Genomic DNA, 13377 nt, shown 5'->3' on the forward strand with positions numbered 1-13377 from the left:
AAAATCCGGATCAGTGTATAACGCGCACTGATCCCTTTTTAGAAAGCCTTTCCAGCCACGCGTAAATTCCAGGCATCACCAGCAGTACCAGAGGAATTTCAGCCAGCAATCCGGAAATAATGGCGATGGCCAAAGGTGCCTGCATTTGTGCCCCGGCACCCATCCCCAAGGCCAGCGGCATGAGGGCCAAAATGGCGATAATGGCCGTCATCAGCACCGGCCGTAGCCGCGCCTTACCAGCCCGAACCAGTTCATGGGACTCCGCGGACTGCGCTTCCGCAAAAAAGAAAATCGCCGTTTCCGTGACAATGCCAACAATCATGGTCATCCCGATCATGGCGGTAATATTACGCTCGGTGCCGGTCAGCCACAGACCAACAAACACACTGCCCAAAGCCAGAAGCGCCGTAGCGAGAATACTCAGGACCACGGTAAAACGCTCGTAGAGAAACAGCAGCAATACCGTCACCAGCAGAATGGCCGCCAGCAGCACCAGCGCCAGTTCGCGCATGGACTGTTGTTGTTCGCGATACAATCCGCCATATTGCAGGTAGACCCCTCGGGGTAACTGCAGGTGGGCCAGACGGACCTTCACCTCGCCCATCACCGTACTCATCGCCCGCCCCTCAATGCGGGCTGTCACTGCCACCATGGGTTTGAGGTTTTCGGAGTTCAGTTCCGCCTGCCCGGACTGCATACGAATTTCGGCCACCTGCCCCAGGGTCAGATAATGCCCATCGGGGGCGATTATGGGGAGTTGTCGCAGGCGGTGAATTTCACTCCAGAGTGCATGGGGAGCGCGGACGCGGACCCCGATCATTTCCTGGCCTTGGGGTATTCGACTGACCACACGGCCCTCCATCAAGGTTTGCAACTGGCTGCTGACCTGACCGGGAGTCATTCCCGCCAGGGCCGCCTTCACCGGATCCACATGAATATCAACGGCGTCACCGGCAATGACAATCCCATCAAAAACCTCGACAACACCCGGCACCTGCCGGATTTGTCCAGCCACTTGCCGGGCCAGTTTTTGCAGCGTGTGGGGATCCGCACCGAAGAGCTTGATTTCGACCGGCTGAGGGACGGCGGTTAAATCTCCGATAAGATCTTCCATCAGTTGCCCCGTTTGCACCCGCAACCCCGGAACCTGATTATGAACCTGCGCACGAACGCCCTGCATCACCTGCCAGATGGTGTGCTGTCGCTGCGCCTTGAGGCGGATGAAAAAGTCTCCGGTGTTCGCTTCGGTGATGCCTCCGCCCAACTGCAGACCCGTGCGCCGTGAATAACTGGCCACATCCCGATTCTGGGCGAGAATCTGCTGTACCTGATCCAGCAGTCGATCCGTTTCCGCCAGAGAAGTACCGGGAGCAGCGGTATAATCCAGCACGAAGCCCCCCTCGTCCATCGCGGGCATGAAACCACTGCCCACCTGGGTGTAGGACCATCCTCCCAACAGCAGAAAGGCCAGCACAATCAAAGATAAAAACAATGGTCGCCGCAACAGTTTTTCCAGATAGTGCCCATACATGCGGCTGAACCAGGCCAAAAAACGGCCCTGATGTTCGGCCTGCTCGGCATCCCGGGGTCTCAGGAGCAGATCGGCGAGGAGGGGCACCGCCAGATAAGCCACCAGAAAGGACACCAGCAGGGCCGCTGCAATGGAAATGGCCAATGCCTGAAAAAAAGCACCGGTAACCCCGGATAAAAAGGCCAGCGGTATAAAAATGATGATGGTTGCTGCCGATGAGCCCGCCAGGGGTTTACTCATTTCCAGGGCAGAATGCAGCACGGACACCGGCTTACCTTCACCGGGGTTCTCGGTAATGCGGCGCATGATGTGTTCGAGCATGACCACGGCATCATCTACCACCAGGCCCACAGCTGCCGCCATGCCCCCCAGCGTCATGATGTTAAAGCTCTGGTGCAACACATAAAGAATCAGCACGCTGGCGAGGAGCACACTGGGCAGCACGATGGCCACAATGAAGGTCAGCCGCAAGTTCCGCAAAAAAACCAGCAATACCAGAGCCGCCAAAGCTGCGCCGATAAAAATGGCATCCCGCACACTGGATGCAGCGGCGGTAATCAACTGACTCTGATCGTACCAGGTACTCAGCTTTATCCCTGCCGGAATGCTCTTGGCATCCTTGCGCAGCAGAGTCCGGATATCCTGATCAATGGCCACCGTATTGGCACCCATCTGTTGCTTGATATTGACCAGCACGGCATTTTTGCCATTGGCCGTTACTGTGGTCCACTGGGGTGCGGTTCCTACCCGGACCTCGGCAACATCGGCCAGGTCCACGACCCCGGCCGTACCGGTCTTCAGCACAATATGACGGATATCCTGCACATTTTTCAGGGGGCTTTCACTCAGAATCTGATAGAGGCGGTAGTGACGTTGCAAACGACCCACGGCGGTAATAACATTGCCATTACTCAGTGCCTGCTCCACCGCCGTCAGACGCAGCCCATAACTCTGCAGACGCATGGGATCCACCAGCACCTGATATTCCTCACGCGCCCCGCCCTGCACTTCGACCTGTGCCACACCGTGGATAGCCAGCAGCAGCGGCCGCAGGTCATATTCGGCATAGCGCCGCAGGGCAACCGGATCCAGACGATCCGATGTCAGCGACAGACCCAGCACCGGAAACACAGTCGGATCCATGCGCCGCGCCGTAAACCGGGTGTCTGGCGGCAAAGCGGGCAATACCTTGTTGACTGCCGATTCCGCCTGCAACAAAGCTTCGGTCATATTGCTGCCCCAGGCAAACTGCACAGATACATCGGCGGCACCACGCGCCGTGGCAGAACGAATGCGCTCGACACCGGGAACCGCCCGTAATGCCTGTTCCAACGGCCGGGTGACCGCAATTTCCGTCTGTTGAATGGGCATGTTCCCGGAATTTACCGAGACTTCGATCCGTGGGAAAACCACATTGGGAAACAGGGCCACCGGCATTTTCATGGCGGCCATCAGACCCGCCAGGACCAACACCAGCAACAGGAAAAGCATGGAACGCCGATGCTGCAGTAACCAGGCACCCATCAGGATTTCCCTTCTATCCGCAAGGCCATGCCGTTTTTCAGCTCATAGTTGCCGAGACTGACCACCGAATCCCCCGCGCTCAGCCCTTGGTTGACCGCAATCCAGCCATCCTGCTGCCAACCCGTTTTCACCCAGCGTTTTTGGGCTTTGCCCGCCACATCCACGAAACAATAGGATTTACCGCCCTGCTGAAGAACCGCACTTTCCGGAACCGCCACAGCCTTTTGTCGATGCAGAATAATTTCCGCCTGCAGCATGGCACCCGGCATCAAATCGGGACTTGCAGGCAAAGGCACCACCACCTGGGCCAGTCGCGTTTGCGGATCAATCTGACTATAAATCTGCCGGATTTTTCCCTGCACCGCTGCCTGCCCTCCATATACCGGGAGCAGCTGCACGGAATCTCCCACCTGTATGCGCGCCAAATCTGCCGGCTCTACCCCCAACAACACCCGCAGGGCATTAGCCGTACTCAAACTGAGCAAAGGCTGACCAGCGGGGACGAGGTCGCCCTGATGGACATGTACGATAGTTACCACCCCGTTGATGGGCGCAGAGACCTGTCCTTTTTGCAGTTGCTGCAGCCGCAACTGGATATCCTGCAAGGCGGCCCGCGCCCGGGCCAGCGATTGATCGGCCGCCTGCAGTTGGCTATTGGTCGCCAGTTGGCGCTGGCGCAGGCTTGCCACCCGTTGCTGGTCGGCAATGGCGAATTTCAGGGCAATTTCCGCCTGTTTCCGTTGCAGTTGATCGCTGACCGAAGTCTGTATCTGCAGCAAAGGTTGTCCTTGCCTGACCCTCTGTCCGGCAGCCACCAACACCTGATTGACCAGGGTTTCGGCTGGCAGCACGATGGTCCTGCCATCTTCCGGCGCAAACTCTACGGTACCGTAGACCCGCAGCTGATCGGCCATGGACATCATGCGCGCTGGCGTAACTTTTACCAGAGCGGAAACCTCTGCCCCGGCAGATCCCGCAAACAGCAAGCACAGGCAGCATCCCCAGGCCAGAATTTTTCCGCCCGAAAACCGTGTTCTCATTTCTGACTCTCCCAATCGGCATAAGGTACTCCAACCGCCATTTCCAGAGCGGCCTGCCGGGCGGCATAGGATTCCTGCAGCGCCAGTAATTGCAGACGCTTCGCCAGGGACTGGCTACGTATGGTTTCATAATCCAGCAAGGGCACGTCATGTTCGGTAGCCGCCTTGCGTAAGCGGTTTTCGGCTTTCTCCAGTTCCGGAACCTGTTGCTGCAGGGGCAGGATTTCCTGGGCCAGACGGTGGAGGTCCGTCACCAGACGGTAAATGTCAGCGCGGGTCTGAAACAAACGGGCGGCATAGGCTGCCCGCAGTTGAGTACGGGTAGCCTCGCTTTCGGCAATGGCCCCACGATTCCGGTTCCAGAGGGGAATATCCAGGGTCAAACTCGGGCTGTAGCTTTGTATATTGGAAGTATCCGCAGCCTTTCCGAAACCGATGGTGAAACCCGGATATTGACCCAGAATGGCCCGCCGTACCTGGGCTTCCTGCGCCTGATAACCGGCCCGCAGGGCCACCAGATCCAAGCGGTGCTGGTCGGCCAATTTCACTAATGACGCCGCATCGGGCATGCGTTTCCTAAGCTGCGGGGGCTTTATGTTGAGCGTCATTTTCGGGGGCAAACCAATAGCCTGGTTGAGCTTCTGGCGGGTATCCGTGACTTGTCGACCTAAGGCCAAAGCCCGATCCTGACTATCCAGCCAGGCAATTTGCCGCAGTGAAGCGGTAGTGATGGTGCTATCCCCCAGACGCAAATTTTCAGCAGCGGCTTGATACAATTTCCCGGTGGTCCTGGCCGCTGCTGCCGCGACTGCTTCCTGCGCCTGCAGATAATAAAGCTGACGGGCAAGTACGCGCGTATTACCGGCTTGCATCCACTCCTGCCAGGCGACTTGATATTGCACGGATTTCTGCTGGGCGCGGGCAATATCCAGATTGGCTGAGCGGGTAAACAGACTGGCGAGGCTCCAACTCAAACCCATGCTATAGGCATTGTAATAACCGGCTGCGACATTGCTGGGCAAGTCCGCACTGAGTGACAGTTGGGGATCGGGAAGCAGACCGGCCGCGAAAACCTGGGCCTGGGCGACCCCCAGATTGGCCCGCATGGCTCGCAACTGTGGGTTGAGCAACACCGCAATGGTTCCAAGATCCTTCCCGGAAAATGGTCCCTGCAAATCCATTGACTGGACATGGGGATGCATGCGCGCCAGTGCCGCTGCCATTTTCTGATGCAGATCCTGCCCAGAGGACAGATGCTCAGGCAAAGGCACTGCCTGATAATGCGCACATCCAGTCAGCAGTAACAACAGGCTCGCCGTGCAGGCGAACCATAATCGTAATGCCATAAATCCAATGCTCCCTGAAGGTTGAGGGCTCGTAATCGGGGTGTCTGTTAGCCACCCTTCAGTCAGTATGTCATGATGGAATTAGGTGAAACTTAGCCAGCTTTTTGACGGTAGATGAAATGCAACCCGGCGTGATCGGTTCGTGCTTGCAGAATAATTTCCCCGTCCATTTGTTCGGCAATACTGCGCACGATGCTCAGGCCCAAACCACTGCCGTCTCCTGCTGAACCGGGAAGCCGGTAAAAAGGATCAAATACGCGCTCCAAGGCCTCGGGCGGAATCCCCGGACCACTGTCCAGCACTTCCAGCAGTACATCATTCCCTTCGCTGCGCACCCGCACGGTCACTTCGGAATGGTCCGGGCTGTAGCGCAGGGCGTTATCCACAGCGTTGCGCAACAGGCTGTAAAAGGCAGCAAAACTACCCTGCACGCGCAAAGCTTGTTCGGCATCCATGCCAAAATCTATTTTTTTCAGCTCCGCCAGAGGATAAAGATCTTCCACAACCTGACGGGCTACGGCGGTCAGATCAACCGGTTCTATCGTGGAAACGACACTCTGCTGCCTGGCAAAACCCAGCAACTGATCCAACAAATGACGGGTCCGTTCCAAACCATCCTGTAGAGGCAACAAACGTTTTCGACTTTCCTCAAGAGAATCCGCCCGCTGCAGATTTTGCACCTGGAGTGACAAGGCCGTTAGAGGCGTGCGTAATTCATGGGCGGCATCGGCAATAAAACGCCGCTCCTTAGCCAACAACTGCCGAATCCTTTCCAGCAGGCGATTCAGGGATTGTATAAACGGGACAATCTCCTCGGGTACCTGTTCCACAGAAAGCGGCGTGGGTCGGTCGGAATTCTGCTGATCCACGGCCTCGGCCAAGGCATGGATCGGAGCCAGACTGCGGCGGACAATAATCCGTGCAAATATCACCAACAACGGAATCAGAATCAACAAGGGCAACAGGGTCAAACGCGCGCTGGCAAACGCTGCATCACTGCGCAGATCGGTAGATTGTGCCACGGCCAGCGCCTTATCTGGTCCCAGTCGCCGTACAAAAACCCGCCAGTCCTGATCTTTGACAGCAACCGTATGAAATCCCTGTGATAATTGCGGGGGGAGTGGCAAAGGAGTATCCAGCTTCCTACAATTTGATAAACATAGCGGTTCAACGACAATACGTGCGTCTGGATCAATATCCACATGTCGTTGATCATAGCGGTAAGCATTCTGCCAGACCTGAGGAGGGACCAGTGCAACAATCTGCTGCAAGGAAGCATCCTGATATTCCTGGGCTTCATTCAGGGATAAAAAGAAAGCGGCCAAACCGGCCAGCAAACCTGTACAGATAATGGCAATGCTCAGGCCGATGGACAATTGCCGCTGCAAGGATTTTTTCATAATGGACGCGAAACCATCCAGCCCGCACCACGCACGTTTTTGATGACCTCCGCACCGAGTTTCTTGCGCAAAGCATGTATCAGGAAATCAATGCTGTTACTTTCTATTTCTTCGCCCCACCCATAGAGCCGTTCTTCCAGTTGTGCCCGGCTCAGTATCGCACCGGGGCGTAATAATAAAGCCTGCAGCAAGGCGAACTCCCGACGGCTCAGCAGCACACTGACTTCGCCAAGCTGCGCGATATGGGTACTTAAATCAAGCTGCAGGGATCCGCTGCTGAGCACCGGCGACCCCTGTCCACCCTGACGACGGATAATGGCACGCAAGCGCGCCAACAATTCATCCATGGCAAAAGGTTTGACCAGATAATCATCCGCCCCCAGGTCCAAACCCTCTATCCGGTCTGATAAGGCATCCCGGGCAGATATAATAATAATCGGCAGATCACTACCCATTGCCCGCACCCGCTGCAGCACCGTACAACCATCCAGTTTGGGCAAGCCCAAATCCAGAAGAATGGCCTGATATTCCTGATTGGCAATGGCTTGCAGGGCCGTTTCACCATCACGCGTCCAATCCACAGCATAAGCGGCATCCCGCAGCGCAACAGAGATGGCTTCACCTATCATTCGGTCGTCTTCGACCAGAAGAATACGCATTTTGAGTGTCACCCCCCACAAACACAGACAAAACCCGCTCAAAAGAGCGGGTCAGCACCGATTAAAAACTATAAGGCCTTAATCCGCATGGTCACCCTCAACGGAGTTCTCCAGAATGGCACCGGTCATGGCATCAACACCGACTTCATGACTGACATGCCCTTTTTTGATCACGAAAGAATATCGTAAGCCACTGCCGCCTTTTTCTTTCTCCAGCTCCTGATCGGTGATGTTACCGGGATAAGTCCGTAAAGCCGTAGCGCGTGCCTGGGCAATACTGATCTTCGCTTTTCCAGCCAATTCCTGGCCGGTAAAAGCATAAGCACCAAAAGCAGACAGCAATAACACCCCGCCCACAATACCGCCCACCAGCCGTATAGATATCTTCATGATTTTGCTCCTGTTACCTGCGTTAAATGATGGATGGATCCCATTGACCCCTTCCGTTTACGCACTATACCGCTCCGGTATTAGCCCAAAATTAGGGAATAAATATTCGCAAAATCCGTGGGGTACGCAATGCATGCAGCAGAGCCATGGCAATATGACCCCACCAGTAAGCCCATACCAGATTGGCAATCAGGGAATGGATGGCATGGGGAATGCCATAAGCATCGCCGGGCTTGACGCCGCCAGCCGCATAAATCATCACAAACATCACCACCCCCGAAGCCCCCATGGTGGAAATGGCCAGAAGACCCAAACCATGGACCAGGCCCGGTAATCCGCCACGCATACCCGCCGGGGGGAAAATACCGCGTGTCGCACCCTGAATATCTTTGCCAATACGCTGCAGATAAACCCCATGATAGGGAAACAGATGGGCACGTAATTGAGCGTTCCCGGCAACAACCAGCCAGAACAGGATGATCACCAGGGTACTGGCCATCCCCACCCACATATGGGATACAAACAGAAAGTGCCGAAACGCTGAAATACCTACATGTTTCCAGATGGCTTTCATGTCCAGCTCGCTCATCAACTGAAAGGTGATGAACAGCGCCAAAAAAATATGCAGCCACTTGACACTGCGTGGCCAGGGTAAGCTATCTGATCCGTGCATCGATGAAACCCTTTTTATAAAATGTCCGGTTGCTTGGTTAAAAAACGACCTGCTTATGGCAAGTCGTGAATTATAGCTATGAGTAGCAACCGGAAGTCTATCCCTCAATCATGGACAGGCTGATACACATAAACCGCATGCGCCTCGCCCACATAAACAAAAATCTTGTGGTTACCAGGGTCTACCGCTCCAGTATGGGTCTTGCCATAACCGGTAGAGACAAAAGTAACCGGCTTCATGGTTCGGGCATTGTAGACATTGAAGCCTTTGGCATTACTTTCAAAGGCATAAACCAAATGATAGGCCGGATCATAGGCAACCTGATCAATACCGGCTCGCGCAGGCAACTGCTTGAGCACTTTCAAATTGCCCGCATTAAAGACAAAAATCCGGGAACCCGTAGTGCCCACCCAAAGTGTATGGTTTTCCGGATCAACAATTTGTCCCTTGGTATCAGGATGATGCTTTGTCGCTGAGACCAGAAAGTAAGGAGCAACATTGGTCTTGTCTTCAATTTGCCCGTTCAGAAAATTGATTTTTTCTTCCCAGGAATCATCCGGCATGTACAACAAATGCCGGGCACCGAGCAACACACCCAGATCAGGACCATGACCAGTTTCCGGATACAAGGAAATTTTCCCGACAAATTTGGGTGCTTTTCCCAGGGTATACACATCAATCCAGTTACTGTCATCCATGGCCACATAAAGACGTCCCAATTTCTGGTCCACCCAGATGCCATCAGCACCAGAACCTACCGTATCAAAGACATTAACCACCTTCCAGTCAGCCTTATTGACAACAAAAATTCTGGACTTTTTTTCAGGTACAGTATTATTGCCCGCGCCCGCCGAATGCTCCAGTTTATTGGATGTCCAATAAACGTATTGATGGTCAAAAGCCATACCATATGGACGGACAAGACCGTCACGAACCACCTTGACGAGTGCGTTCGTATCCGCATTGATGACCACGCCACCGGCATCGGTCTTTCCCATGGATACATAAATACAATGATTTGAAGGATCATAACTGACTGCATCGCCACCTTGATCCGTGGTCGGCAATGGAATAACTTTGATCAGTTTGAATGTGCTTGTTCCGGCATTGGCAACCCCCAAAAATAGCAAAAAAATGGTCATTACCGAAAGCACATATCTGGCTAGTGCGGTTTTTTTCATATGAATGGTTTCCCTGAAATTATTCCGTAAAAGATCACTAAAAGAGGATGGATAAATTTCCATCCCCGCTGTGCAGAGGTTTTAGAAATCAGCAGAAATACTTCCATAGACGGTAAACGGGGCTCCGGGGAGAGCCAGCACCTGTCCTTGCGAATTTCCACCGAGCAAACCACCGGAAGTAACGTATTCAAACGGATTATAATGATTGTTGGTCACATTCAGCATATCCAGGTTGAGCTTCACGTCTTTCAGCAGAGGTACCGACCCACGCGTAGAAATGACACTTTCCAATCCGAGGTTCAGCGTGTCATAGGCAGGTATTTTCTGACTGCTGGGCATAACAGTATTGTTATTCCACATGTTCTGGGCACCAGTATAGGTGTACCAGATGCTGGGCGACATCAGGATACCATCCAGAAAATAGCGATATTTGGCACCAATATTAAACGTACTTTCAGGAACATTGGATACCGGCAAGCCCTGATAACTGACGCCACCCGTCGTATAGTGTGCAAAAGTGGCTTTCTCGAAATTCAGGTTGGCAAAAACATGCACATTATAGAGGGGATCATCTTCCAGAGCGATGTTTACACCCTGGTAAATGGAGTCACCATCAGCGTCCCCCAGATAATTTCCATTAGCATCATAGGCAGCAACAAACTGGTTGCTGAAATGCAGATGATAAAAACTGAACATGGCGAAGAAATGGTGCAGATAATCCGCATCATTAAAATGCAATTTTATGCCGGCATTATAATCCGCACTATGTTCAAGGTTATACACCGGCCGGATACTCTGGTAGAGACCACCACCACCGCCAACCTGCGGTTCTTTGTAGGCCTGGGCATAACTTGCAAATACCGCCAACCACTGCAGCGGCTTCCAGTTGAAATCCACCGAGGGTTCCACTTTGGTAAAGCTTTTATTGGAAGCAGGCAGCTTGCCCTGATTGGTGCCTGTTGCTCCGGGTATATCTGCCCCCTGCGTATATTGGGTCTGATAATTGATAAAGCGCACCCCCGGAGTAATATGCAGATTATGCATGGGGCTGATGCGATCCTGCACAAATGCCGCCAGGTCCGTCTGGCTAAAAATATCATTCCGATAGGAATGATTGGGAAGCGCAAGAGAACCACCATCCGCCGGATTATAAAAAGCGTTTTTGGTATTATATTGGCTGTTCAGAAAGAAGCCGCCGAAGCTGACATCATTGTAGGGAAGCTTGGCGGAAATCCATAGCTTGTCCCCGTACACGCTGTCATGAGGATTATTGTATTCATAGAGATTGCTGGGATTACTCAAGCCGTAATTATTATAATGCTGATGCAAGCGATGGCCGTAGCGATACCAGATCATATTGTGCAAAGCAAAGGTTTTATCCAGCTTCTGATTCAGCTTGCTGTAAATCAACCAGGTCGTGTTGCTGTCATCCTTGTTCCAGATATCAAAGGGAATGGACGAATAAAACCCGGTAGTTTTCTGGCTATATAATGGTCCCGTTGCGGCACCGGTATAAGTAACGCCGGCAATAGGGTTGACCGGAACCGGAACCGGACGGTATCCGGACCCCTTGGCCAGGTAGGCCCCCAATGAAAAATTCCCATCCGTATAGGTTTTTTTGGTTTTCAGAAACCAGGCATAATTGTAACTGGGATTCGCGAATCCATCGGGGCTTTGCCGGTAACTGTTACTGGATCCTGCACCACCCGCCATAATGGTTGACCACCCGTCTATGCTGCCGGTGCGGACATTGAACACAATATTCTTGGAATTATAGCTTCCGTAGGTCATCTTGATACTGGCGCCCGGCTGTGCCGTTGGCTGCAAAGGGACAAAGGCGATTTGGCCGCCAATGTTGTTATACCAGCGGTTCACCGGATTACCCGGCCCGTAGGTGATACCGATCCCCTGTAAAATTCCCGTTTGTGGGACTTGCGGACTTTCCCAAAGACCAGTGGATGGATTGACCATGGGAACGCCATCAAAAGTCACCGAGAGGTTACCGGCATCTATGACACTCCCGCCAAAACCACCCCAGCCCTGACTGATTCCATTGACACTGATGGATGTTTTGGTGGAGCCGGTATTTCCGTATCCCGTCACATTTACGCCCGGTGCATAGGCTAATGCCTGAGCACTGCCGCCCACCGGTCCTGCAGCTGCAATTTGTTGTTTACCCAATACCTTTATGGACTGACCGGAGTCGAAACGGTGTTTCTGGGTTAATGAATGTACCCCTCTGCTACCCAGAAAGGATTGAGAAGCAGCGGCCGCATTGACCTCTCCCACATTCACCGCTGCGTTGTCCTGACTGCTTACCGTGGCAGCAGTGATGGTATCTGCCATGACACTGGTAGCCGTCAACAACACACCACCAGCCACGAGGGCCAGCACCAAAGGACGTAATGATACGGATTTACTCATGATTTTGTTTCTCCCTGTTTTATGTAGGCGTTAAGGACTGAGTCAGCCCCTGGTTTTGCAGCCGCACAATCTATCAGGGGAATATGTCAAAAAGATGACAATTTGATGACGATATTATGACCATTTTCATCATGCACACCCGGAAGAACACCTTAAAAAATGCCCTTATCATGGCAGATGGTTCCCGCATCTTTTCAGAAGCAAGCCGGGGAGAGCAGATTGTCATAATAATGTCACATTACCAAGCTACCATGTATGCATTCAAAAAGTGTGCACTCACCGACTGGTTTATCTGAACATTGCAGGAAAATACACATGTTTTTTCATTCTATAATCCCCTTTATTTCCGTTCATCTGCACTGGATTGTGGTGGAAGGACTGGCCTGGCTACATATGCCCACAGCAAAAAGAATGTTCAAAAGTGATCCGGATATTGTCGTGTTATCCCCGCAAAGAGATCACCATGAATCCAGACTGTTGCAAAGCATAAATCTTCATACCGCTTATATAGTTCAGACGGTAACATCCGCTCTGGATTGCGAAAAACTGCTGAATCATTCAAACAGACCCGTCCTCATCACCAATGGCTGGAATGATGAAATCAGGGAGTTACTGCTGGTCTTGCAAAAAAATTATGGATCCGATCTGCCATTTTTGGTCATGGCCGAGGCGCACGATGTGCTCCTGGGCAGTCTTGCCGAAGATGCCATTCACTCCGGAGCCCAGACTTTTATTCCCTGGAGCCTGGGTACGGCGCCCCTCCTGGCCTATCTGCACAGGTTGCTGGAACCGGTTCCATCATCAGACTGCAGCGCAGCAGAGCGGATCAAATCCACGCACATATCGATCAATCATAAGGCGCGGATAGTCAATATCGATGATCAGAAAATATATCTCCCCAGCAATTTGTACGCCCTCTTCTGCTGCATGGTCCAGAATCCCGGCGAAGCATTGTCTTATCAGCAACTTACACAAGCGCTGAAAAATGGCAGAAAAGTATTTATTGCCCCTAACACGCTGGTCGTAAAGGTATATCGGCTCAGACGCCTGTTTGAACATACCGGTTTACATCACTGGATGGAAACCGTTCCGGGATTCGGGTATCGCTATAGCGGCCCCAAAATACACATCATGGATTAGCAAGATCGGCAGAGTGTTGACCCTCAAGCCAACTCCAATGTTATGGTTCCACGGTCAATCATACCCACC

10 protein-coding genes are annotated in these 13377 nt (G+C 52.8%); 1 reads left to right on the top strand and 9 read right to left on the bottom strand.

Annotated elements, in window-relative coordinates:
- Positions 1-10: 10 nt before the first annotated feature.
- The 9 genes from H7F11_RS01840 to H7F11_RS01880 all read right to left on the bottom strand — a co-directional run bounded on the left by H7F11_RS01840 (position 11) and on the right by H7F11_RS01880 (position 12168).
- Positions 11-3055, bottom strand: coding sequence for an efflux RND transporter permease subunit (locus H7F11_RS01840; protein ID WP_193649634.1), 3045 nt, complete (start codon positions 3053-3055; stop codon positions 11-13).
- Complete coding sequence (locus H7F11_RS01845) at positions 3055-4095, bottom strand: efflux RND transporter periplasmic adaptor subunit (protein WP_193649633.1); 1041 nt, start codon at positions 4093-4095, stop codon at positions 3055-3057. The genes H7F11_RS01840 and H7F11_RS01845 overlap by 1 nt, the downstream gene beginning before the upstream one ends.
- Positions 4092-5441, bottom strand: coding sequence for a TolC family protein (locus H7F11_RS01850; protein WP_193649632.1), 1350 nt, complete (start codon positions 5439-5441; stop codon positions 4092-4094). The genes H7F11_RS01845 and H7F11_RS01850 overlap by 4 nt, the downstream gene beginning before the upstream one ends.
- 92 nt (positions 5442-5533) lie before the next feature.
- Entirely contained in the window at positions 5534-6841 is a 1308-nt protein-coding gene (locus H7F11_RS01855) for an ATP-binding protein (protein WP_193649631.1), read from the bottom strand.
- Positions 6838-7500 carry a response regulator transcription factor gene (locus tag H7F11_RS01860; protein ID WP_081576944.1) on the bottom strand — a complete coding sequence of 221 codons (663 nt, stop codon included), beginning with the start codon at positions 7498-7500 and terminating at the stop codon, positions 6838-6840. Before H7F11_RS01860 ends, H7F11_RS01855 begins: the two co-directional genes overlap by 4 nt.
- 78 nt (positions 7501-7578) lie before the next feature.
- Positions 7579-7890, bottom strand: a complete 312-nt coding sequence (locus tag H7F11_RS01865) for a PepSY domain-containing protein (RefSeq protein WP_065958093.1) — start codon at positions 7888-7890, stop codon at positions 7579-7581.
- A gap of 91 nt (positions 7891-7981) precedes the next feature.
- Positions 7982-8563 carry a cytochrome b/b6 domain-containing protein gene (locus tag H7F11_RS01870; protein WP_075323074.1) on the bottom strand — a complete coding sequence of 194 codons (582 nt, stop codon included), beginning with the start codon at positions 8561-8563 and terminating at the stop codon, positions 7982-7984.
- Positions 8564-8667: 104 nt separating this feature from the next.
- Positions 8668-9744 carry a YncE family protein gene (locus tag H7F11_RS01875; protein WP_193649630.1) on the bottom strand — a complete coding sequence of 359 codons (1077 nt, stop codon included), beginning with the start codon at positions 9742-9744 and terminating at the stop codon, positions 8668-8670.
- An 81-nt stretch (positions 9745-9825) separates the two neighbouring features.
- A complete protein-coding gene (locus tag H7F11_RS01880) occupies positions 9826-12168 on the bottom strand; it encodes a TonB-dependent receptor (RefSeq protein WP_193649629.1) in 2343 nt (780 codons plus the stop codon).
- A 315-nt stretch (positions 12169-12483) separates the two neighbouring features.
- On the opposite strand from H7F11_RS01880, the gene H7F11_RS01890 reads away from it, so the two are divergent.
- Positions 12484-13308: a winged helix-turn-helix domain-containing protein gene (locus H7F11_RS01890; RefSeq protein WP_193649628.1), complete on the top strand. Its 825-nt coding sequence runs from the start codon at positions 12484-12486 to the stop codon at positions 13306-13308.
- Positions 13309-13377 lie beyond the last annotated feature (69 nt).

Origin of the sequence: Acidithiobacillus sp. HP-2, from assembly GCF_015100155.1 — a bacterium.
Lineage (GTDB): Bacteria > Pseudomonadota > Gammaproteobacteria > Acidithiobacillales > Acidithiobacillaceae > Acidithiobacillus.